Consider the following 20,577-nt stretch of genomic DNA (forward strand, 5'->3'; position numbering starts at 1 on the left):
CTCATGTTGGGATTGCGTGGACGGTTGTGGCTCGGGGCGGCGGCGCTGGCAGCGGTGTCGATGTTCGCAGGCTGCTCGGCCGACCAGCCCCGGCGCGCGCCGCCGGTGGAAGACCGCGGCCTGGGCGCAGGCTCCTTCGGCACTGCGCCCGTCACGGCCACCCCGGCGCCGGTGGTGCCCGCCGCGAAGCCGCTGCCCGGTATCGAGAATGCCGGCCGGCCCGGCTTCTACACGGTCAAGCCAGGCGACACGATCCGCAAGATCGGCAGCGACAACGGCGTCAACTGGCGCGACATCGTCCGCCTCAACAACCTCGACAACCCCGACCTGATCGAAGTCGGCCAGGTGCTGCGCATCTCGCCGGGCGCCGTTCCCCATACGCCGCCCGCCGCACCTGCGGTGGCGGCCACGCCGTCGGGCGACCCGGTCGTCGCCGGCGCGCTGCCGCCGGTGGCCGTCACCGCCGCCAAGCCGGCCACCCCGCCGAGCGGCGTGGTGGCGCCGGTGGTGCCGCCGCCCGGCCCGAGCGGCGAGGACGAGGTCGCCTTCATCTGGCCCGCCAGCGGCACGCTGCTGGCCAGCTTCGACGAAGCCAAGAACAAGGGCTACGACATCGGCGGCAAGGCCGGCGACCCGGTGCTGGCCGCGGCCGACGGCCGGGTGGTGTATGCCGGTGCCGGCCTGCGCGGCTACGGCAACCTGGTGATCCTGAAGCACAACAACACCTACCTGACCGCCTACGCCCACAACCAGTCGCTGATGGTCAAGGAGGATCAGACGGTGCGCAAGGGCCAGAAGATCGCCGAGATGGGCAACAGCGACGCCGACCGCGTCAAGCTGCACTTCGAGATCCGCCGCCAGGGCAAGCCGGTCGATCCGTCCCGCTACCTAGCGGCACGCTGAGCGCCTGAAGGTGCCGGCGGCGCGACCCGCGCGCTGCCGAGCCTCCGCCACGCCCCGGTAGGCGATTGCCGTTCGCCGAAACCGCCCGCCATCCACCCGCCGATCGGGGCTCGGTCCATCGGGCGAACAGCCCCGGTGCAGCCGGACAGCGTGGACGCCGCCGGTGCCGAACCTGCATTGGGTTCCGAGCCCGCATGCTGCCGCCGGCAATCCGGGGCCCCGGACCCGGCCCGCCACCCCGCCTTGAAAGCGCCGACGAGCGCGAGAACATGACCGCCGAACTGTCCCCCACCGCCACGGCCGAAGCGCCCGTCGCCCCGCCCCTCGCCGCCCGCATTCCCGATCCCCGCATGCCGGCCGGCGCGCTGGAAATCGATTCGCTCGACCTGGAGGCGCAGGGCGTCGCCCGCCGCGCCGACGGCAAGGTGGTGTTCGTCGAAGGTGCGCTGCCCACCGAATGGGTGAGCGCCAGCACCTTCAAGCGCAAGAACAACTGGGAGCAGGCCACGCTGACCGACATCCACCGCGAGTCGTCGCAGCGGGTGCGGCCGGGCTGCCCGCACTTCGGGTTGCATCCCGGTGCCTGCGGTGGCTGCAAGATGCAGCACCTGCACCCGATGGCGCAGGTGGCGGTCAAGCAGCGGGTGCTGGAGGACAACCTCTGGCACCTGGGCAAGCTGAAGTCGGAGACCATCCTGCGGCCGATCGAGGGCCCTGCCTGGGGCTACCGCTACCGCGCGCGGCTGTCGGTGCGCTACGTGGCCAAGAAAGGCACGGTGCTGATCGGCTTCCACGAGCGCAAGAGCCGCTATCTGGCCGACATGCAGGTCTGCCCGGTACTGCCGCCGCATGTGAGCGCGATGCTGATGCCGCTGCGCGCGCTGATCGGCGGCATGGACGCCCGCGACACCCTGCCGCAGATCGAACTGGCCTGCGGCGACGCGGTCACCGCGATGGTCCTGCGCCACCTGGCGCCGCTGTCGGAGGCCGACCTGGGGCGGCTGCGTGCCTTCGCCGACCAGCACGGCGTGCAGTGGTGGTTGCAGTCCAAGGGCCCCGACACGGTCAAGCTACTGGACGAGGGCGGCCCGGCGCTCGACTACGCCCTGCCGGACTACGGCATCGTCATGCCGTTCCGGCCGACCGACTTCACCCAGGTCAACCCGCACATCAACCGGGTGCTGGTGCGACGGGCGCTGCGGCTGCTGGACGTGCAGCGCGACGAGCGGGTGATCGACTGGTTCTGCGGCCTGGGCAATTTCACCCTGCCGTTGGCCACCCAGGCCCGCGAGGTGCGCGGCATCGAGGGCAGCGAAGCCCTGGTGGCCCGCTCGCGCGAAAACTACGAGAAGAACCAGCGTCCGGCCGGCGCTGCGGGCCGACTATGCGCTACGGATTTCGTAGCGCGCAACCTGTTCGACATGACGCCCGGCCTGCTGCTGCAGGACGGCATTGCCGAGAAGTGGCTGGTCGATCCGCCGCGCGAGGGCGCCTTCGCGCTGGCCAAGGCGGTGGTGGACCTGCACCGCCTGCGCCAGGGCCTGCCGGTGATGGCCGCGGCCGAAGGGGGAGACGCCGCCGCAGCGGCCGCCCTCGACCTGCCCGACGCGGCGGCCGTGGCCGCCTGGCGCCCGCCCCGGCGCATCGTCTACGTCAGCTGCAACCCGGCCACCCTGGCCCGCGACGCCGGCCTGCTGGTGAACCACGGCGGCTACCGCTGCAGCGCGGCGGGCGCGGTCAACATGTTCCCGCACACCGCGCACGTCGAGAGCATGGCGGTGTTCGACCGGGTCGTGGCGGACTGAAGGAGGTAGGGCCGCGACGGCGGGCCGGCGGATGCCTGCGCCTGCGCTGCCGCCCGTCCGGCCGGCACGCGGGAACCCAGGCGTTAGAGCGAGCGGCCGGTGCCCCGGTTGCGGGCCGGCGGCGGTGCCGCCATGACCTTCTCGGTCGCCTTGTCGATCCCCGCCTCGTCGACCGCCGCGGCCGGCGCCTGGCCGATCACCGATGCGCGGCCTTCGATCTTGTTCTCGCGCATGTACTGGTCCATGTCCTTCCAGCCCGCGAACACCGGCGCCTTGGGCGCCTTGGGGTTGAGCGAATAGCAGTCCTCGATCCCCCGCAGCGCATGCCGGCAGGCACCGCCCACCGCGCGGGCATCGGCTTCGCGCTGCGCGATCTTGGGATCGGGCCCCATCCCCGGGATATCGCAACCGGCCAGCAGGGCCACCGCGGCGACGCAGCTCAGGCGCAGGAACAGTCGGGGTGGGTAGGTCATGGTGGCGGAGGTGTTGCGGGCGGGTCGGCTTGATAGGTTATCGGCAGTGCCCGGCGTTCCTGAAGCCGAGAACGCTGAACGCTAGCAAAGACATAGCGCGATACCCGGATCAGTCGCCGCGCTGCATTGCGCTGGCACCGCCATCTCCATGGGCACTGCCCGATACACGGGACACCGTGGGTCCGGCTCCGCCGGCCCACCGGTGTCGCCCCCGGCGAGGGGGTAGGCGCTGCGACACGCAGTGCGCAAGCCTGGGGGAGTGCCCTACTCCCTTTCGCCACCCATGATGCCCAGCAGCGCCAGCAGGCTCTGGAACACGTTGAACAGGTCGAGGTACAGCGCCAGGGTCGCGCTGATGTAGTTGGTCTCGCCGCCGTCCAGGATCTGCTTCAGGTCGTAGAGCATGTAGGCGCTGAAGATGCCGATGGCGGCCACCGAGATCGCCAGCATGCCGGCGGTGGAGCCGACGAACACGTTGACCACCGCCCCCACCATCAGCACCAGCGCGCCGACGAAGAGCCACTTGCCCAGCCCCGACAGGTCGCGCTTGATCACCGTCGCCAGGCTCGCCATCACCAGGAACACGCCGGCCGTGCCGCCGAAGGCGGTCATCACCAGCTCGGGGCCGTTCTTGAAGCCCAGCACCGCTGCGATCAGCCGCGACAGCATCAGGCCCATGAAGAAGGTGAAGCCCAGCAGCACCGGCACGCCCGCGGCCGAGTTCTTGGTCTTCTCGATCGCGAAGATGAAGGCGAAGGCACCGCCCATGAACACCATCAGGCCGAGCCCGCCGCGCAGGGCCTGGGTGATGCCGGTCTGCACGCCGATCCAGGCGCCCAGCACGGTGGGCAGCAGGCTCAGCGCCAGCAGCCAGTAGGTGTTGCGCAGCACCCGGTGGCGCTGCGCCCGGGCGACGTCGATGCCGTAGCCGGCGGGGCCGGCAGTGTGCAGGGGGGAGGTCATGGCGGGCTCCTGGAGGGTCTGTGGGATGCAGACGGGTCGCCCGCTGTCCGGGCACCGAGATTCTAGGGGCCGGTGCCGCGGACCGGCGGCAAGACCCTGTCGCGGACCTGCCCGCTGGCGTCAGGTCTGTTGTGACCGGCATGGGGCTTCCGCGCGCGGCGCAGCCGTTATGCTCGTCGCTCCATTCGCCACACACCCACCCATTGCGGAGCACCATGCAGACCAAAGCCACCCTCGAACTCGCCGACCTGAAGACCATCGCCGCCGCGGCCGAAGCCGAGGCGCTCAAGAACAAGTGGGCGGTGACGATCGCCATCGTCGACGACGGCGGCCACCTGCTGTGGCTCCAGCGCCTGGACGACGCCGCGCCCATCTCGGCGCAGATCGCCCCGGCCAAGGCCCGGACCGCCGCCACCGGCCGCCGCGAGAGCAAGAGCTACGAGGACATGATCAACGGCGGCCGCTTCTCCTTCCTGTCGGCGCCCGGCCTCGAAGGCCTGCTCGAAGGCGGCGTGCCGATCATGAAGGACGGCCACTGCATCGGCGCCATCGGCGTGAGCGGCGTGAAGTCGTCCGAGGACGTGCAGATCGGCCGCGCCGGCATCGCGGCCATCGGTCTCTGAAGCGCCGGGGCCGCCACGGCCCCGCGGCCGCAGCACCAGGCAAAACGCCGACCAGATGGTCGGCGTTCGTCGTTGGAGGTGGGGAAAAAAATGCGTGGCTGGACGGGCGGACCCGTTGGCTGGCAAAAACGACCCTGGAGGACCGGAGGCCAGTCCTGGAGTCGCCCCACGATGAAACCTATTTCGTCAGGATCAGCTTGCCCAGGCGGGTGGCCTGCAGGCGGTAGATGGAGCCGTTGTGGCTGATCTCGACCGACTTGCCGCCACGCAGCAGGTCTTCGCTCTCCACCGTGGTGCGGTGGTCCAAGCCCTGCACAGTCGTGTCGTCCGCCGGCAGGCTGCGCAGGCCAGGGTGCGAGAGGACGGCGGCGGAGGAGGCGGAAAGCGTGGCGTACATGGGCGGTCAGGAATGTGTCGCGATGGATTAATGATAACTATTCTCAGGATTGACGCAACACCCAATGAGAATTATTTTTATCGCGACAGATTGTGCAAGGCCACCGGAGGCCCGGCGGCCGCACCCCGTCAGTTCGTCTTCGGCTCGGTGATGAAGCCGATTTTCTTCACCCCGGCCTGGCGGGCGGCGGCCATCGCGATGGCGACGCGCTCGTAGCGCACGTCCTTGTCGCCGCGGATGTGCAGCTCGGGCTGCGGCTCCTTGGCGGCGGCGGCCTGGAGCCGTGGCTCCAGGTCGGCTTCCTCGATCCGGCTCTCGTTCCAGAAGAAGGCTCCGCTCGCGTCCACGCTCAGGCGGATCGTCTCGGGCTTGATGTCCTCGGCCTGGCTGCTGGCGCGGGGCAGTTCGATGTTGACCGCGTTCTTCATCACCGGCACGGTGATGATGAAGACGATGAGCAGGACCAGCATGACGTCGACCAGCGGCGTCATGTTGATCTCGTTCATCACCTCGTCGGATTCGTCCTGGGTACCGAAGGCCATGCTCAGCCGCCCTTCTTGAGCGGCAACACGGTGGCCGGCGTGCCGACGCTGATGCGGGCACCGGTCACGAAGTAGGCGTGCAGGTCGTGGGCGAAGCTGTTGAGCTTGTTGAGCACCGACTTGTTGCCGCGCACCAGGGCGTTGTAGCCCAGCACCGCGGGAATGGCGACGGCCAGGCCGAGCGCGGTCATGATCAGCGCCTCGCCGATCGGGCCGGCCACCTTGTCGATCGTCGCCTGGCCGGCGGTGCCGATGCTCATCAGCGCGTGGTAGATGCCCCAGACGGTGCCGAAGAGCCCGATGAAGGGCGCGGTGGAGCCGACCGAGGCCAGGATCGCCAGGCCCGACTGCAGGCGAGCGGTGGTCTCGTCGATGCCGTTGCGCAGCGAGCGGGTGATCCAGTCGCTCGCGTCCAGGCTGTCGTGCAGGTGGGCCTTGGTGTTGCGGTGGTGGGCGGCGGCCTCGCGGCCGTCGAGCGCCAGGTTGCGGAACGGGTTGTCGTCGTTCTCGCCCAGCTTGGCCAGGCCGGTGGCGAAGTCCTCGCTGTGCCAGAAGGCGTCGGCTCGGCGGGCGAATTTCTTCGATCGGATGATGTCCACCGCCTTGGTCAGGATCACCAGCCACGAGGCGAGCGACATCACCAGCAGCAGGACGGCGACGCCACGGATGACGAAGTCGCCCTGGCTCCAGACGTGCGAAAGGCCGAATTGCGAATCCATATGCAGATACTCCAGAAAATTATTCGAGGATGAAATTGACGGGCGCGGTGTAGGCCATGCTCTGCGGCACGCCGTTGACCTTGCCGGGCACGTAGCGGCGCTTGAGCACGTATTCCAGGGCGGCCTTGTCGAGCCGCTCGAAGCCGCTCGACTTGGCGATCTCGGCACGCTGGGCGCTGCCGTCGGGGCCGATGGTCACGCGCACCAGCACCTTGCCCTGCTCGCCCAGGCGCCGGCTGATCGGCGGGTAGTTGAGGCGGGTGCTGTCGAGATAGTCGGCGTCGGTAGAGGGCAGCTCGATCTTGGCAGGGGCCGGCGGCGCGGGCGGTGCCGGCGGCGGGGCTTCGGGCGCGGCGACGGGTGCGGCCACCGGCGGTGCCGGCGGTTGCGGCGCGGTCACGCCGACGGGGGCGGACGGTGCGGGCGTCGGATCGGGGATCGCGACCGGGCGCGGGGCCGGCGGCGGGGTGGGGGCCTTGGGCTTGGGCGCCGGGGCCGGCGGCTTGGGAGCGGGCGGCGGTGGCGAAGGTGGGGGAGGAGGCGCCTTGGGCTCGGGCGGCGTGATGATCTCGCTGATCATGACGACCGGCGTCACCACGTCCACCACCCGCTGGACCAGGCCCGACTGGATCGCCCAGAGCACGGCCGCGTGGAAGGCCAGCACGCCGCCGGCGATGACGACATTGCGGCTGATGCGGGGTGGGTTGGCGTAACGTCGGCTTGCGGTCATGGAGCGGGCGCGTACCCGCCGGGACGGAGACGCGCAGAAGTTTCTACGGGCTGAAAATCGGGTACCGGGCCGGCGCGGGCGGTGTCAAGCGGCGACCAGCGCGCGCGAGCCCTTCCAGGCCTTGTTGTCCTGGATCGCCTGCGCGATCTGGATCACCTGGGCGGGCGTGTCACGGTGCACGGCCGCGATCTTGTGGGAGGCGCTGCACTGCGCGACGATATCGCGGGCACACCCTTCGCACTGGCCGCACTGGGTGGCAACGCCCAGCTCGAACTGGATTCCGTCGAAATCGAGGCCCGCGCGCACAGAACGGGCAATTTCACGGTCGGAGACACGGTGACAAACGCAGACGATCATGGCAACAGGCAGGGCGGCATGCTGTGGAAGAATCGCCCGAGTATAAATGCGAATTCGTCGCATTTCTTAAAACTTTGCGCGACCGTGGGGTTTTAGACGGTCGGCAGGCGTATCCGGCGGGCGCGGGCCGGCCACGCAACGGTGCGCCGGGCAGGCGCACCGCGGAGCGAAGGTCAGCGGACTTCGGCGATCAGCTCGATCTCGACGCAGGCGCCCATCGGGATCTGCGACACGCCGAAGGCGCTGCGGGCGTGAGCGCCCTTGTCGCCGAACACCTTCGCGAACAGCTCGCTGGCACCGTTGGCCACCAGGTGCTGCTCGGTGTAGGTGGGCACCGAGTTGACGAGGCACAGCAGCTTCACGACGCGGGTGATCTGGTCGAGGTCGCCGATGGCGGCCTGCAGCGTGCCGAGCAGGTCGACCGCGATCGCGCGGGCGGCGGCGTTGCCGTCGGCGGTGGCCAGGTCGGCACCCAGTTGGCCGACCCACGGCTTGCCGTCCTTGCGGGCGATGTGGCCCGACAGGAAGACCAGGTTGCCGGTGCGCACGAAGGGCACGTAGGCCGCGGCCGGCACCGCCACCGGCGGCAGGGTGATGTCGAGTTCGCGCAGGGTGTCGTAAACGCTCATGGATACTCCTTTTTGAATGAAACGGGGCTGCAGCCGACGCCGGGCGCCGGCCATGTGCTATAAATTGCGTAGCGGCACGAGCGGTGCGGAGGCTGGCGGTCAGGCGACCGGCTCCACCGTGACGCCGACCTCCAGCGTGTGGTCGCCGCCGCCGAACAGCAGGCCGCGCATCGGCGACACGTCGCCGAAATCGCGGCCGATGGCCAGCACGATGTAGTCCTCGCCCGGCGCCCGGTCGTTCGTGGGGTCGAAACCGTACCAGGCGCCGGGCCCGCCGCCCAGCGCCGGCGCATAGACCTCGACCCAGGCGTGGGATGCGTCGCTGCCCACCAGCCGGCGCTGGCCCGGCGGCGGGGTGGTGAGCAGGTAGCCGCTCACGTAGCGGGCCGGGATGCCCATCGACCGCATGCAGGCGATCATGATGTGGGCGAAGTCCTGGCAGACGCCGCGGCGCAGGGCGAGCGCCTGCAGCGCCGGCGTGTCGACCTCGGTGGCGTCGCTCTCGTAGCGGAATTCGGCGTGGATGCGGCGCATCAGGTCGTGCGCCGCATCCAGCACCGTGCGGCCCGGCGGGCAGCTGGGCCGCGCATAGGCGACGAAGTCGTCGTGCCGCGGTACGTACTCGGAAGCGAAGACGAACTCGGTCGCCGCGTCCCACCGCCCTCCGGCCCGGAACCTGAACTGCTCGCGCACCGCCTCCCAGGCCGGGCTGGCGCCGGGGCCGAGCGGGGCGGGCGCGGGCACGGCGGTGAGCACCATGCTGTCGGCCACCACCCGAAGCTCTTCGTGCGCCGACTGCAGCGCGAAGAAGGTGCGGGTGTTGCCGTAGACGTCGATCCGCTCGCCGCGGCGGGCTTCCACCGGCGTGACCACCAGCTCGTGCTGCAGCAGGCGCTGCGACGGCGTGTCGCGCGGCTTCAGGTGCACGATGTGCTGGGCCGTCTCGACGGCGGGCGTGTACTCGTAGTGCGTGTCGTGGACGACGTGGAGTTTCATCGCGTGGGCGGGCGGTCCGTCTCAGACGCCGAAGCTGGTCCGGGTGTTGGTGGAATGGGTGAAGTACAGCGCGCCGATCGCGTCCGACAGGGCGAAGGAAGCCTCGGTGCAGTTGCGCAGGAGCGTGTCGAGCGATGCGGGCATCGCGCCTTCGTAGGCCACCGGGCACAGGTCGGCCAGGCTCCACTCGGCCGGATCGGGGATCGCGAACGACAGCTCGCCCGGCCGGCTGCCGGCCAGCTTGGCCAGCCGGCCGCGCAGCGTCTGCGCCACCCAGCCGAGCGAGCGGGGGTTGTCGCGGTCGGTCACCAGCAGGTCGAGCAGGGCGGCCACGTCGCGGGTCTGCTGGTACTGGGCGTGGAAGGTGATGGTGCTGTCGAAGAGGGCCAGCACGCCCTCGAACCCGGCGCCGTCGAGCACCGCGCCGGTCTGGAAGCCCATGCCGAGCGCCTGGGCGTGGAAGGCCAGCCGCTCGATGTGCCGGCCGACCGAGAGCAGGCGCCAGCCGTCGTCGCGGGTCATCCGGTCGGTCTGGCCGCCGGTGATCGCGGCCAGGTGGCTGCTGGCCGATTCCAGCAGCCGCAGCGCGTCGGAGGTCTGGTATTTGTCCTCAGCCGCGAACTCGGCGCTGCGGCGCAGGAATTCTTCTTCGGCCCGCACGATGGTCGCCCAGTGCTCCTGCGAGAGCCGCTCGCGCACGCCGGCCGCGGCCAGCCGCAGGGCGCGCAGGTTGAAGCCGACGCTGCCGCGCTCGGGCCGGCCCAGGCCGTCGATCAGGGCCCGTTCGAAGACGCGGCGCGCCTGGGTGGCGGCGGGCACCGTGGGCAGCACCAGGCCGTTGTCCTCGGACACGGCCGAGATCCACGACAGCAGCGGCACCGAGGACTGGTCGTCGCCGTTGAGCGACTGCAGCGCCAGCCGCGCCAGGCGCACCGTGTTCTCCGCCCGCTCGGTGTAGCGGCCCAGCCAGAACAGGCCCTCGGCCGCACGGCTGGTGACCATGCGCCGCCGCTGGGCCACCGCCGCCGCCGACAGCTTGGGCTGCAGCAGCGTCGTGGGGTCGACCGCGCCGGGGGTCAGCACCCAGACGTCGGCACTGCTGCCGCCGCGCTGCATCGAGGCGATGCCGGTGGCCGCGCCCGGGCCGGCCACCCGGGCCATGCCGCCGGGCAGCACCCGCCAGCTGCCCGGGCCGTCGGTCACCGCGAACACCCGCAGCATCACCGAGCTGGGCGCGATCCGGCCCAGATCCGACAGCGGGTCCTGCCGCCAGGTGGGCATCTGCGAGAGGGGCAGCTGCGACTGCAGCGTGTGCTCCTCGCCGCGGCGCAGGATGCGGCCGGTCCATTCGTCGCGGCCGCGCTGCGACAGCGTGTCGCCCAGCACCGCGTCGAAGCCCTCGTGGTAGGTCGAGCCTGCGTAGGTGGGCTTGATCACGCAGTCGGCCATCTGCGGCAGCACGTATTCCATCGCCGTGCGCTCGCCGCACCACCAGGTGGGCAGGGCCGGCAGCGCGAGCTCCTCGCCCAGCAGGTGGCGCGCCAGCGCCGGCAGGAAGCCCAGCAGCGCGGGCGATTCCAGGAAGGCCGAGCCGGGCGCGTTGGCGACCAGCACGTTGCCGGCCCGCACCGCCTGCAGCAGGCCGGAGACGCCCAGGGTGGAGTCCGAGCGCAGCTCCAGCGGGTCGAGGAATTCGTCGTCCAGCCGCTTCAGCAGGCCGTGCACCCGCTTCAGGCCCTGCAGCGTCTTCAGGTAGACGCATTCGTCGCGCACCGTCAGGTCGCTGCCCTCGACCAGGGTGAGGCCCAGGTAGCGGGCCAGGTAGGCGTGCTCGAAATAGGTTTCGTTGTAGGGGCCGGGCGTCAGCAGCGCGATCAGCGCGTCGGGGCCGGCCGGGCTCATTTTCTTCAAGCCCTCGACCAAGGCACCGTAGGTCGCGGCCAGCCGCTGCACCTGCAGCGCCTCGAAGGCCTCCGGAAACTGCCGCGAGATGGCCAGCCGGTTCTCCAGCAGGTAGCCCAGGCCGGAGGGCGCCTGGGTGCGCTGCGAGACCACCCACCAGTGGCCGTCGGGCCCGCGGGCCAGGTCGAAGGCTGCGATGTGCAGGAAGGTGCCGCCCACCGGCACGGTGCCGTGCATCTCCCGCAGGTAGCCGGGGTGGCCGTGCACCAGCGCGGCCGGCAGCAGGCCGCTGGCCAGCAGCTTCTGCGGGCCGTAGACGTCGGCCAGCACCCGGTCGAGCACCCGCACCCGCTGGAGCACCCCGGTCTCGATCTGCTGCCAGGCGGCCGGCGGCAGCACCAGCGGAAACAGGTCGAGCGCCCAGGGCCGCTGCAGGCCGGCGTCGGTGTCGGCGTAGACGTTGTAGGTGACGCCGTTGTCGTGCAGCTGGCGGCGCAGGCTGGCCATGCGCCGCTGCAGGTCGTGGAAGCCGCCGGGGCCCAGGCGCGCGAAGAACTGCTGCCAGTGCGGCGCCAGGCCTTCGCCCGCGCCCACCTTGCCGCGCAGCTCGTCGAAATGGCCGGCGGCCGCCGGCGCGGCGAGCAGCTCGGCCATGCGGTCGAGCGACGCGTCGGACATGTCGGCGGGGTCGGGGAAGAGGGCGGGGCGGGGATCGTTCACGGAGCCGCGGATTGTCCCACTGCAGGATGCACAACCCGTAGGTAATTGACGACGAAAGGCTGCCGCGGGCTGCCGGCCGTACCCGCGGGCCGGACGGCGGCGCCCCGGCGGGGCCTCAGCGGCGCAGGTCCAGCGTGTGCGGGAACTCGCGGCTGGCGGCGGTGCCGCTGATCGGCGTCTCGGGCAGTTCGATCTCGCCGGGCGTGTGCCCGGTCTGGAAGAAGCGCGCCAGGCGCCGGCTCTCGGCCTCGTACGCGTTGACCGGCAGGCTGGTGTAGTTGCGGCCGCCGGGGTGCGCCACGTGGTAGCGGCAGCCGCCCAGGGCGCGGCCGCTCCAGGTGTCGACGATGTCGAAGGTCAGCGGCGCATGCACGCCGATGGTCGGGTGCAGGGCCGAGTACGGGTTCCATGCCTTGAAGCGCACGCCGGCGACGAACTCGCCCTCGACGCCGGTGGAGTGCAGCGGCAGCGGCCGGCCGTTGACGGTGACCGCATGGCGCGCGGCATCGACGCCGTTGACCTTCACCTCCAGCCGCTCGATCGAAGAATCGACGAAGCGCACCGTGCCGCCCCCGGCGGTCTCCTCGCCCATGACGTGCCACGGCTCCAGCGCGGCGCGCAGGGACAGCTCGACACCCATCGCCTGCACGCTGCCGACGCGGGGGAAGCGGAACTCGAAGTGCGGCGCGAACCAGCCGGCGTCGAACGCGTAGCCGGCCTCGACCATCTCGCCGATCACGTCCTCGAAGTCTTCCTGCAGGTAGCGCGGCAGCATGAAGCGGTCGTGCAGCGTGGTGCCCCAGCGGGCGACCGGCGCCTTGTACGGCTTCTTCCAGAAGCGGGCGACCAGGGCGCGCAGCAGCAGCTGCTGCACGATGCTCATCCGGGGGTGCGGCGGCATCTCGAAGGCGCGCAGCTCCAAGAGGCCCAGGCGGCCGGTGGAGGAGTCGGGCGAGTACAGCTTGTCGATGCAGAACTCGGCCCGGTGGGTGTTGCCGGTGATGTCGATCAGGATGTTGCGCAGGGTGCGGTCCACCATCCACGGCGGCATCGACTCGCCGTGCTCCGCGCGGGCCCTGGCGATCTGCTGCAGCGCGATCTCCAGCTCGTAGACCTGGTCGTTGCGGGCCTCGTCCACCCGGGGCGCCTGGCTGGTCGGTCCGATGAACATGCCGCTGAACACATAGCTGAGCGACGGGTGGTTGTGCCAGTAGTGCACCAGGCTGGCCAGCAGCTCGGGCTTGCGCAGGAACGGGCTGTCGTTGGGCGTGGCGCCGCCCATCACGAAGTGGTTGCCGCCGCCGGTGCCGGTGTGGCGGCCGTCGGTCATGAACTTCTCGGCCGACAGCCGCGACTGGAATGCGGCCTCGTACAGGAACTCGGTGCTGTGCACCAGCTCGTCCCAGTTGCGGGCGGGCTGGACGTTGACCTCGATCACGCCCGGATCGGGGGTGACCTGCAGCAGCTGCAGGCGCGGATCGCGCGGCGGCGGATAGCCTTCCAGCACCACCTGCACGCCCAGGCCCTGGGCGGTGCGCTCGACCGCGGCCACCAGCGACAGGTAGTCTTCCAGGTAGGCGGTCGGCGGCATGAAGACGTACAGCAGGCCGGTCTTGCGGCCCTCGGCGGCAGCCTTCCTGAGCGCCTCGATCTCGGCCTCGGGGCCGTTGGCCAGTGCCGGGTCGCGCACCTCGACGCACAGGGCGGTGCGGCTGTTCCACTTGGCGGCGTCGAAGCGCTCGGGCTTCGCGGCGATCGCCACCGGCGCGGCGAGCGCGGCCAGCGGTATCTTCCGCGGCTTGTCGGCCAGCGGGGTGCGCGGCGCGGTCGGGTCCAGCTCGATCAGGTAGGGGATGTCCTCGTCGCGCATCCACGGCAGCGAATCGAGCGGCAGGCGGTAGCCCATCGGCGAATCGCCCGGGATCAGGTGCAGCCGGTCGTCGCGCAGGAACCAGGGGCCGGTGGCCCAGGCGGTGTCGAGCGAGGAGGGTGCCGGCGGCGTGCCGGCCTCGGGCAGCGGCGAATCGGCGCGCGGCGCGGCCTGCAGCGGCAGCAGGTAGCCGGTGACCGCGTCCAGGCCGCGGTCGAAGCTGCGGCGCAGCCGGGCCCGCTCCTGCACATCGCCCAGCTTCGAGTCGAACACGTCGACGTTGACCGGCAGCTTGCGCTCGCGCCAGAGGTAGTAGAGCGCGTCCTCGTAGCCCGGCTCGACGAAACTGTCGGCCACGCCCAGTTCGGCGGCCAGCCGGCGGACGAAGCGCTCGGCGTCGGCGGTGGTGTAGTGGGTGGGCGAGCGCTCGTCGGCCAGCAGGGCCTGGTTGTCCCAGACGGGCTTGCCGTCGGTGCGCCAGTAGATGCCCATCGCCCAGCGCGGCAGCTGCTCGCCGGGGTACCACTTGCCCTGGCCCACGTGCAGGAAGCCCTGGGGCGCGTACTCGGCGCGCAGCCGGTCGACCAGCGCCACCGCGCAGCCGCGCTTGGTGGGGCCGAGGGCCGCGGTGTTCCACTCGGCGGCGTCGCGGTTCTCGGTGGCGACGAAGGTCGGCTCGCCGCCCATCGTCAGGCGCACGTCGCCGGCCACCAGCTCGGCATCGACCGCGGCGCCGAGGGAGAGCACCTTCTGCCACTGGCTGTCGGTGTAGGGATGGGTGACGCGGGGCGATTCGTGGATGCGGGTGACCCGCATCTCGTGGCTGAACGCGACCTCGGCCCGCTCCATCAGCGTGCCTTCGATCGGCGCGGCGCTGTTCGGCGTGGGCGTGGCGGCCAGCGGGATGTGGCCTTCGCCCGCCAGCAGGCCGGAGGTCGGGTCGAGCCCGATCCAGCCGGCGCCGGGCAGGTACACCTCGCACCAGGCGTGCAGGTCGGTGAAATCGACCTCGGTGCCGCTCGGGCCGTCGAGCGCCTTCACGTCGGGCGCCAGCTGGATCAGGTAGCCGGAGACGAAGCGCGCCGCCAGCCCGCAGTGGCGCAGCAGGTTGACCAGCAGCCAGGTTGAGTCGCGGCAGGAGCCGCAGGCCAGGGCCAGCGTTTCCTCGGGCGTCTGCACGCCGGGCTCCATCCGGATCAGGTAGCGCACGTCGCCCTGCACCTGCTGGTTCAGGCCGACGAGGAAGTTGATCGTCGGCCGGGCGGTGCGGTCGACCTTCTGCAGGTAGGCGGCCAGCAACGGCTCGGGCGCTTCCACCGCCAGGTAGGGCGCCAGCTCCTGCAACTGCTGCGGCCGGTAGGCGAACGGAAACTCTTCGGCCTCGGGCTCCAGGAAGAAGTCGAACGGGTTGTAGACCGCCATCTCGACGACGAGGTCGACGGTCACCTTGAACTCGGTGGTGCGGTCGGGCACCACCAGGCGGGCCAGGTAGTTTGCGAACGGGTCCTGCTGCCAGTTCTCGAAATGGTGGGCCGGCTCCACCCGCAGCGAATACGAGATGACGTTGCTGCGGCAGTGGGGCGCCGGCCGCAGCCGCACCACCTGCGGCCCGAGCAGGATCGGGCGGTCGTAGCGGTAGTGCGTGACGTGGTGCAGGGCGGCGTGGATGGACATGCGGGAGCTTTCGGGGACGGGCGGGGTCGGACGAGGCCTGGCGGACAACGGGCAGACCATACTAGCAAGAGACAAGCCCGTCGCCGTTACCGCTTACGACGGCGACGCGCCGGTTCCCCGACCTCGCGCTGACGCCCCACGCCCTCCGATGCCCGCCGTGCCGCCCGCCCACGCCGTACCTGCCATGCCCCGGCCCGCCGCGGCGGAGCGACCCGACATGGCCTGGGCGCTGGTGGGGGCCATCGGCGGCACCGGGCTGCAGCTGTTGCAGCCGGTGCTGTCGCCCGTCTCCGTGTACGCGGCGGTGGCGGTCGCCGGCCTGGCGGTGCTGCTGCTGCGCGCTACGCGGCGGGCGCGGCTGTCGTTCGGCCGGTTGCGGGCCAGCGGTGCGGTGCTGCTGCTGGCCGCGCTGGCGGCGGGCTGGGGCGCCACCGGGTTGCGCGCCGCGTGGTTCGCCGCCGACGCGCTGGACCCGGCCCTCGAAGGCCGCGACCTGGCGATGACCGGCACCGTCGTCGCGATGCCCCAGCGGGCCGAGGCCGGCCTGCGCCTGCGCTTCGCACCCGATACGGCCGTGCTCGAGGGCGCACCGGTGCGGGTGCCGCCGCTGGTCGACCTGGGCTGGCACGGGGCCGGTGCGTTCGGGGGCGCCGATCCGCTGGCGGCGCAGGCATCGCTACCCGACGTGCGGGCCGGCGACCGGTGGCAGTGGACGGTGCGGCTGAAGGCGCCGCACGGTACCCGCAACCCGCACGGCTTCGACTACGAGCTGTGGGCCTGGGAGCAGGGCGTCCAGGCGACCGGCACGGTGCGGGTCGCCGCCTCCGCCCCGCGGCCCCGGCTGCTCGGGCCCACCTGGCGCTACCCGGTCGAGCGGGCCCGGCAGGCGGTGCGCGACGCGATCTATGCCCGGCTGGCGCTGCCCGGCGGTGCTGCGCCCGATACGGCCGATGCCCGTCGCCGGGCCGCCGGGGTGGTGGCCGCCCTGGTGACCGGAGACCAGCGCGCCATCGACCGGGCCGACTGGGATGTGTTCCGCGCGACCGGCGTCGCCCACCTGGTGTCGATCTCGGGCCTGCACGTGACCATGTTCGCCTGGCTGGCGGCCGCGGTGATCGGGCGGCTGTGGCGCCGTTCGGGCCGGCTCTGCCGCGCGGTGCCGGCACAGCACGCGGCCTTGCTCGGCGGCGTGGCGCTGGCCGCCGGGTACGCACTCTTCAGCGGCGGCGGCCTGCCGGCCCAGCGCACGGTCTGCATGCTGGCGGTGGTGGCGCTGCTGCGGCTGTCGGGCCGCCGCTGGCCCTGGCCGCAGGTATGGCTGGCCGCCTGTGCGGCGGTGGTGGCGCTCGATCCGTGGGCACTGCTGCAGGCGGGCTTCTGGCTGAGCTTCGTGGCGGTCGGCGTGTTGTTTGCTACGGATTCGATAGCGGGTGGCCGGCGCGTCACGCCGGCTGCGGGCACTTTTCATTCGAATGTCGGCCGCTGGGCCGGCCGGCTTCTGCGGGAACAGGCGGTGGTGACCCTGGCGCTGACGCCGCTGACCCTGCTGCTCTTCGGCCAGGCGTCTGCCGTCGGCCTGGTCGCCAACCTGGTGGCGATCCCGTGGATGACGCTGCTGGTCACGCCGCTGGCGATGGGCGGGGTGGTGCTGCCGGTGCTGTGGGATGCGGCGGCCTGGGCGGTGCAGGCGATGGGCGGCGTGCTGGCGGTGATGGCCGCCTGGCCGTGGGCCACCGTGGCACGGCCGGCGGCGCCGGCGTGGGCCGCCGCCGCCGCGGTGCTGGGCGGCGCCTTGCTCTGCATGCGCCTGCCGGTGCCGCTGCGGCTGCTGGGCCTGGCGCCGCTGCTGCCGGCCCTGTTCTGGCAGCCGCCGCGCCCGGCGCCGGGCCAGTTCGAGCTGCTGGCGGCCGACATCGGCCAGGGCAACGCGGTGCTGGTCCGCACCGCCGGGCACAGCCTGCTCTACGACACCGGCCCGCGCTACTCCGCCGACAGCGACGCCGGCCACCGGGTGCTGGTGCCCCTGCTGCAGGCCCTGGGCGAGCGGCTGGACACGGTGGTGGTGAGCCACCGCGACACCGACCACGCCGGCGGCGCCGCGGCGGTCCTGGCCCGGCAGCCGCAGGCCACGCTGCGCAGCTCGGTCGAGGCGGGCCATCCGCTGCAGGCGCTGCGCCCCATCGACAGCTGCACCGCGGGCCAGCACTGGGACTGGGACGGCGTGCGCTTCGAATTCCTGCATCCCGCGGCGGCCGACTACACCGCCGCGGCGAAGAGCAACGCACTCAGCTGCGTGCTGCGCATCTCGACCGGCTCCGCCACCGCGCTGCTGGTGGGCGACATCGAGGCGGCGCAGGAGGACGCGCTGCGCAGCGCCGGCGCACCGCTCGCGGCCGACGTGCTGCTGGTGCCGCACCACGGCAGCCGTACCTCCTCCACCGCCGCTTTCGTCGACGCGGTGGCGCCGCGCTGGGCGATCGTGCAGGCCGGCTACCGCAACCGCTTCGGGCATCCGGCACCGGAGGTGGCGGCCCGCTATGCCGCCCGCGGCGCGACCCTGGTCGCCAGCCCGGACTGCGGCGCCGCGCGGTGGAGCAGTGCCGCGCCGGGCCGGATGGCGTGCGAGCGCCGGGTTGCGCCACACTACTGGCAGCACCTGCCGCAGCCCGGTTCATTACCCTGAGAAAAATCGTCGGCTGCGGCACAAGGTTTTATCCGACGCGAAATCTTCCGCCGGCTCCCCATAACGAGGCGTGGAAATTGCTATCCTCACTGCCAGGAGATCGCCCCTTTATGCAGCTATTCGACGAGATGTACACCGCGTTGCCGCCCGAGACCGGCAACGTGCGAGACCACTACCGCACGTACGGCCAGTGGCTCGACGGCCAGCCGCTCGATGCCATGCGGGTCCGCCGCGAAGAGGCGGAGATGATCTTCCGGAGGGTGGGCATCACCTTCGCCGTCTACGGCGCGAAGGACGAGGACGGCTCCGGCACCGAGCGCCTGATCCCCTTCGACCTGATCCCGCGGATCATCCCGGCGCACGAGTGGGCGACGATGGAGCGGGGCCTGGTGCAGCGCGTCACCGCGCTCAACCGCTTCCTGCACGACGTGTACCACGACCAGGAGATCATCCGCGCCGGGATGATCCCGGCCGAGCAGATCCTGCAGAACGCGCAGTTCCGCCCCGAGATGATGGGCGTCGACGTGCCCAACCACATCTACTCGCACATCGCCGGCATCGACATCGTGCGGGCGCCGGACGCCCAGGGCAACGGCGAGTACTACGTGCTCGAGGACAACCTCCGCGTCCCGAGCGGCGTGAGCTACATGCTCGAAGACCGCAAGATGATGATGCGGCTCTTCCCCGACCTGTTCAGCCGCCACCGCGTGGCCCCGGTCGCGCACTATCCCGACCTGCTGCTGGAGACCCTGCGCGCCTCGGCGCCGCCGGCCACCGCGCACCCGACGGTGGTGGTGCTCACGCCCGGCATGTACAACAGCGCCTACTTCGAGCACGCCTTCCTCGCGCAGCAGATGGGCGTCGAACTGGTCGAGGGCCAGGACCTCTTCGTGAAGGACGACTTCGTCTGGATGCGCACCACCCGCGGCCCGAAGCGGGTCGACGTGATCTACCGCCGGGTGGACGACGATTTCCTCGATCCGCTGGCCTTCCGCCCCACCTCGACGCTCGGCTGTGCCGGGCTGCTGCAGGCCTACCGCGCCGGCAACGTGGCGATCTGCAATGCGGTGGGCACCGGCGTGGCCGACGACAAGTCGATCTACCCCTACGTGCCCAAGATGATCGAGTTCTACCTGGGCGAGCAGCCGATCCTGAAGAACGTGCCGACCCGGATGTGCCGCAACCCGGACGATCTGGCCTACGTGCTCGCCAACATGAAGGACCTGGTGATCAAGGAAGTGCACGGCGCCGGCGGCTACGGCATGCTGGTCGGCCCCGCGTCGACCCAGTCCGAGATCGAGGATTTCCGCCGTGCGCTGATCGCCCGGCCCGACGGCTACATCGCCCAGCCCACGCTGAGCCTGTCGAGCTGCCCGACCTTCGTCGAGAGCGGCATCGCGCCGCGCCACATCGACCTGCGGCCCTTCGTGCTGTCGGGCAAGGACGTGCAGATGGTGCCGGGCGGTCTGACCCGCGTGGCGCTGAAAGAAGGCTCTTTGGTCGTCAATTCGTCCCAGGGTGGTGGCACCAAGGACACCTGGATTCTGGAAGTCTGACATGCTGAGCCGCACCGCCGACCATTTGTTCTGGATGTCCCGCTACACCGAGCGGGCGGAAAACACCGCCCGCATGCTGGACGTCAACTACCAGACCGCCTTGCTGCCCCAGTCCGCCGAAGCCGCGCTGACCGGCTGGGAAGGCCTGCTCACCATCAGCGAGCTGCTGCCGCACTACACCGCGCTGCACGGCACCATCACCGCCCGCGAGGTGATGGAGTTCATGGTGAAGGACGAGGCCAACCCGTCCTCGATCGTCTCCTGCCTGAAGGCGGCCCGCGAGAACGCACGCGCGGTCCGCGGCACGCTCACCACCGAGGCCTGGGAAACCCAGAACCAGACCTGGCTGGAGGTCAACCGCATGCTGCGCCAGGGCGAGTTCGAGCGCGATCCGGCCCAGTTCTTCGAATGGGTCAAGTTCCGCTCGCACCTCTCGCGCGGCGTGACGGTCGGCACCATGCTGATGGACGAGGCGCTGCACTTCATGCGCATCGGCACCTTCCTGGAGCGGGCCGACAACACCGCCCGCCTGGTCGACACCAAGTTCCACGCGATCCAGAACGACTTCTACGGGTCGGCCAGCGAGCGCGGCCAGGAGTACGACTTTTACCACTGGAGCGCGATTCTGCGCAGCGTCTCGGGCTTCGAGATCTACCGCCGCGTCTACCGCGACGTGATCCGTCCGGAGCGCGTCGCCGACCTGCTGATCCTGAGGGCCGACATGCCGCGCTCGCTGCACTCCAGCCTGAACGAGGTCGTCGCCAACCTGGGCTTCGTGGTGAACGATCCGGGCACGGTGAGCGTGAGCCAGCGCAAGGCGGGCAAGCTGCGCGCCGACCTGCAGTTCGGCCAGATCGACGAGATCCTGGCGACCGGCCTGCACGCCTTCCTCACGCAGTTCCTCGACCGCGTGAACGAACTGGGCGCCCACATCAGCCGCGAGTTCCTGGTGCCGACGACCGCGTAAGCGGCGCGGCAGGCAGGTCCAGAGCGGTACGCGGCGCCATCCCGGGAGCACCCAAATTTCCAGTCCAG

17 protein-coding genes are annotated in these 20,577 nt (G+C 71.1%); 6 read left to right on the plus strand and 11 right to left on the minus strand.

Annotation, left to right across the window (positions count from 1 at the left end; translation table 11 throughout):
* Positions 1–3 precede the first annotated feature (3 nt).
* Both ASE76_RS16780 and rlmD read left to right on the plus strand, forming a co-directional pair.
* Positions 4–903 carry a peptidoglycan DD-metalloendopeptidase family protein gene (locus tag ASE76_RS16780; RefSeq protein WP_055842134.1) on the plus strand — a complete coding sequence of 300 codons (900 nt, stop codon included), beginning with the start codon at positions 4–6 and terminating at the stop codon, positions 901–903.
* A gap of 350 nt (positions 904–1,253) precedes the next feature.
* Entirely contained in the window at positions 1,254–2,708 is a 1,455-nt protein-coding gene (gene rlmD, locus ASE76_RS16785) for a 23S rRNA (uracil(1939)-C(5))-methyltransferase RlmD (protein ID WP_055842408.1), read from the plus strand.
* A gap of 83 nt (positions 2,709–2,791) precedes the next feature.
* On the opposite strand, the gene ASE76_RS16790 is transcribed toward rlmD, so the two are convergent.
* Together ASE76_RS16790 and ASE76_RS16795 are read right to left on the minus strand one after the other, a co-directional pair.
* Complete coding sequence (locus ASE76_RS16790) at positions 2,792–3,181, minus strand: hypothetical protein (RefSeq protein ID WP_055842137.1); 390 nt, start codon at positions 3,179–3,181, stop codon at positions 2,792–2,794.
* 264 nt (positions 3,182–3,445) lie between these two features.
* Entirely contained in the window at positions 3,446–4,144 is a 699-nt protein-coding gene (locus tag ASE76_RS16795; RefSeq protein ID WP_055842140.1) for a Bax inhibitor-1/YccA family protein, read from the minus strand.
* A gap of 215 nt (positions 4,145–4,359) precedes the next feature.
* On the opposite strand from ASE76_RS16795, the gene ASE76_RS16800 reads away from it, so the two are divergent.
* Positions 4,360–4,767, plus strand: a complete 408-nt coding sequence (locus tag ASE76_RS16800; RefSeq protein ID WP_055842141.1) for a heme-binding protein — start codon at positions 4,360–4,362, stop codon at positions 4,765–4,767.
* Positions 4,768–4,945: 178 nt separating this feature from the next.
* Here ASE76_RS16800 and hemP read toward each other — a convergent pair whose 3' ends face one another.
* The 9 genes from hemP to ASE76_RS16845 form a co-directional block, all read right to left on the minus strand.
* A complete protein-coding gene (gene hemP / locus ASE76_RS16805; RefSeq protein ID WP_055842145.1) occupies positions 4,946–5,164 on the minus strand; it encodes a hemin uptake protein HemP in 219 nt (72 codons plus the stop codon).
* A 128-nt stretch (positions 5,165–5,292) separates the two neighbouring features.
* Positions 5,293–5,706 (minus strand): biopolymer transporter ExbD, encoded by a 414-nt coding sequence (locus ASE76_RS16810; RefSeq protein ID WP_055842147.1) that lies wholly within the window; start codon positions 5,704–5,706, stop codon positions 5,293–5,295.
* 2 nt (positions 5,707–5,708) lie between these two features.
* Positions 5,709–6,425 (minus strand): MotA/TolQ/ExbB proton channel family protein, encoded by a 717-nt coding sequence (locus ASE76_RS16815; RefSeq protein WP_055842150.1) that lies wholly within the window; start codon positions 6,423–6,425, stop codon positions 5,709–5,711.
* Positions 6,426–6,444: 19 nt separating this feature from the next.
* Positions 6,445–7,155 (minus strand): energy transducer TonB, encoded by a 711-nt coding sequence (locus tag ASE76_RS16820; RefSeq protein WP_055842153.1) that lies wholly within the window; start codon positions 7,153–7,155, stop codon positions 6,445–6,447.
* 84 nt (positions 7,156–7,239) lie between these two features.
* Positions 7,240–7,512: a bacterioferritin-associated ferredoxin gene (locus ASE76_RS16825; RefSeq protein ID WP_055842156.1), complete on the minus strand. Its 273-nt coding sequence runs from the start codon at positions 7,510–7,512 to the stop codon at positions 7,240–7,242.
* Positions 7,513–7,685: 173 nt separating this feature from the next.
* Entirely contained in the window at positions 7,686–8,141 is a 456-nt protein-coding gene (locus tag ASE76_RS16830) for a RidA family protein (protein ID WP_055842160.1), read from the minus strand.
* A 99-nt stretch (positions 8,142–8,240) separates the two neighbouring features.
* Entirely contained in the window at positions 8,241–9,137 is an 897-nt protein-coding gene (locus ASE76_RS16835) for a transglutaminase family protein (RefSeq protein ID WP_055842162.1), read from the minus strand.
* A gap of 21 nt (positions 9,138–9,158) precedes the next feature.
* Positions 9,159–11,717, minus strand: coding sequence for a circularly permuted type 2 ATP-grasp protein (locus ASE76_RS16840; RefSeq protein ID WP_055842412.1), 2,559 nt, complete (start codon positions 11,715–11,717; stop codon positions 9,159–9,161).
* A 157-nt stretch (positions 11,718–11,874) separates the two neighbouring features.
* On the minus strand, positions 11,875–15,303 hold the full coding sequence (locus tag ASE76_RS16845; RefSeq protein ID WP_055842165.1) for a DUF2126 domain-containing protein: 3,429 nt from the start codon (positions 15,301–15,303) through the stop codon (positions 11,875–11,877).
* A 184-nt stretch (positions 15,304–15,487) separates the two neighbouring features.
* On the opposite strand from ASE76_RS16845, the gene ASE76_RS16850 reads away from it, so the two are divergent.
* The 3 genes from ASE76_RS16850 to ASE76_RS16860 all read left to right on the plus strand — a co-directional run bounded on the left by ASE76_RS16850 (position 15,488) and on the right by ASE76_RS16860 (position 20,509).
* Complete coding sequence (locus tag ASE76_RS16850; protein ID WP_236698506.1) at positions 15,488–17,986, plus strand: DNA internalization-related competence protein ComEC/Rec2; 2,499 nt, start codon at positions 15,488–15,490, stop codon at positions 17,984–17,986.
* A 110-nt stretch (positions 17,987–18,096) separates the two neighbouring features.
* The gene (locus tag ASE76_RS16855) at positions 18,097–19,542 is read left to right on the plus strand and encodes a circularly permuted type 2 ATP-grasp protein (protein WP_055842168.1); all 1,446 of its coding nucleotides are present in this window, start codon (positions 18,097–18,099) and stop codon (positions 19,540–19,542) included.
* Position 19,543: 1 nt separating this feature from the next.
* Entirely contained in the window at positions 19,544–20,509 is a 966-nt protein-coding gene (locus ASE76_RS16860) for an alpha-E domain-containing protein (RefSeq protein ID WP_055842171.1), read from the plus strand.
* Positions 20,510–20,577 lie beyond the last annotated feature (68 nt).

Origin of the sequence: Xylophilus sp. Leaf220 (genome assembly GCF_001421705.1) — a bacterium.
In the GTDB taxonomy this organism is placed as follows: domain Bacteria; phylum Pseudomonadota; class Gammaproteobacteria; order Burkholderiales; family Burkholderiaceae_C; genus Xylophilus.

What these genes read in the sequence shown, in the direction of transcription:
- ASE76_RS16820 (WP_055842153.1), bottom strand. Translation starts at nt 7,155, where the DNA reads ATGACCGCAAGCCGACGTTACGCCAACCCACCCCGCATCAGCCGCAAT.
- ASE76_RS16830 (WP_055842160.1), bottom strand. Translation starts at nt 8,141, where the DNA reads ATGAGCGTTTACGACACCCTGCGCGAACTCGACATCACCCTGCCGCCG.
- ASE76_RS16815 (WP_055842150.1), bottom strand. Translation starts at nt 6,425, where the DNA reads ATGGATTCGCAATTCGGCCTTTCGCACGTCTGGAGCCAGGGCGACTTC.
- ASE76_RS16800 (WP_055842141.1), top strand. Translation starts at nt 4,360, where the DNA reads ATGCAGACCAAAGCCACCCTCGAACTCGCCGACCTGAAGACCATCGCC.
- hemP (WP_055842145.1), bottom strand. Translation starts at nt 5,164, where the DNA reads ATGTACGCCACGCTTTCCGCCTCCTCCGCCGCCGTCCTCTCGCACCCT.
- ASE76_RS16810 (WP_055842147.1), bottom strand. Translation starts at nt 5,706, where the DNA reads ATGGCCTTCGGTACCCAGGACGAATCCGACGAGGTGATGAACGAGATC.
- ASE76_RS16860 (WP_055842171.1), top strand. Translation starts at nt 19,544, where the DNA reads ATGCTGAGCCGCACCGCCGACCATTTGTTCTGGATGTCCCGCTACACC.
- ASE76_RS16855 (WP_055842168.1), top strand. Translation starts at nt 18,097, where the DNA reads ATGCAGCTATTCGACGAGATGTACACCGCGTTGCCGCCCGAGACCGGC.
- ASE76_RS16850 (WP_236698506.1), top strand. Translation starts at nt 15,488, where the DNA reads ATGCCCCGGCCCGCCGCGGCGGAGCGACCCGACATGGCCTGGGCGCTG.
- ASE76_RS16840 (WP_055842412.1), bottom strand. Translation starts at nt 11,717, where the DNA reads ATGTCCGACGCGTCGCTCGACCGCATGGCCGAGCTGCTCGCCGCGCCG.
- ASE76_RS16795 (WP_055842140.1), bottom strand. Translation starts at nt 4,144, where the DNA reads ATGACCTCCCCCCTGCACACTGCCGGCCCCGCCGGCTACGGCATCGAC.
- ASE76_RS16835 (WP_055842162.1), bottom strand. Translation starts at nt 9,137, where the DNA reads ATGAAACTCCACGTCGTCCACGACACGCACTACGAGTACACGCCCGCC.
- ASE76_RS16825 (WP_055842156.1), bottom strand. Translation starts at nt 7,512, where the DNA reads ATGATCGTCTGCGTTTGTCACCGTGTCTCCGACCGTGAAATTGCCCGT.
- rlmD (WP_055842408.1), top strand. Translation starts at nt 1,254, where the DNA reads ATGCCGGCCGGCGCGCTGGAAATCGATTCGCTCGACCTGGAGGCGCAG.
- ASE76_RS16790 (WP_055842137.1), bottom strand. Translation starts at nt 3,181, where the DNA reads ATGACCTACCCACCCCGACTGTTCCTGCGCCTGAGCTGCGTCGCCGCG.
- ASE76_RS16780 (WP_055842134.1), top strand. Translation starts at nt 4, where the DNA reads ATGTTGGGATTGCGTGGACGGTTGTGGCTCGGGGCGGCGGCGCTGGCA.
- ASE76_RS16845 (WP_055842165.1), bottom strand. Translation starts at nt 15,303, where the DNA reads ATGTCCATCCACGCCGCCCTGCACCACGTCACGCACTACCGCTACGAC.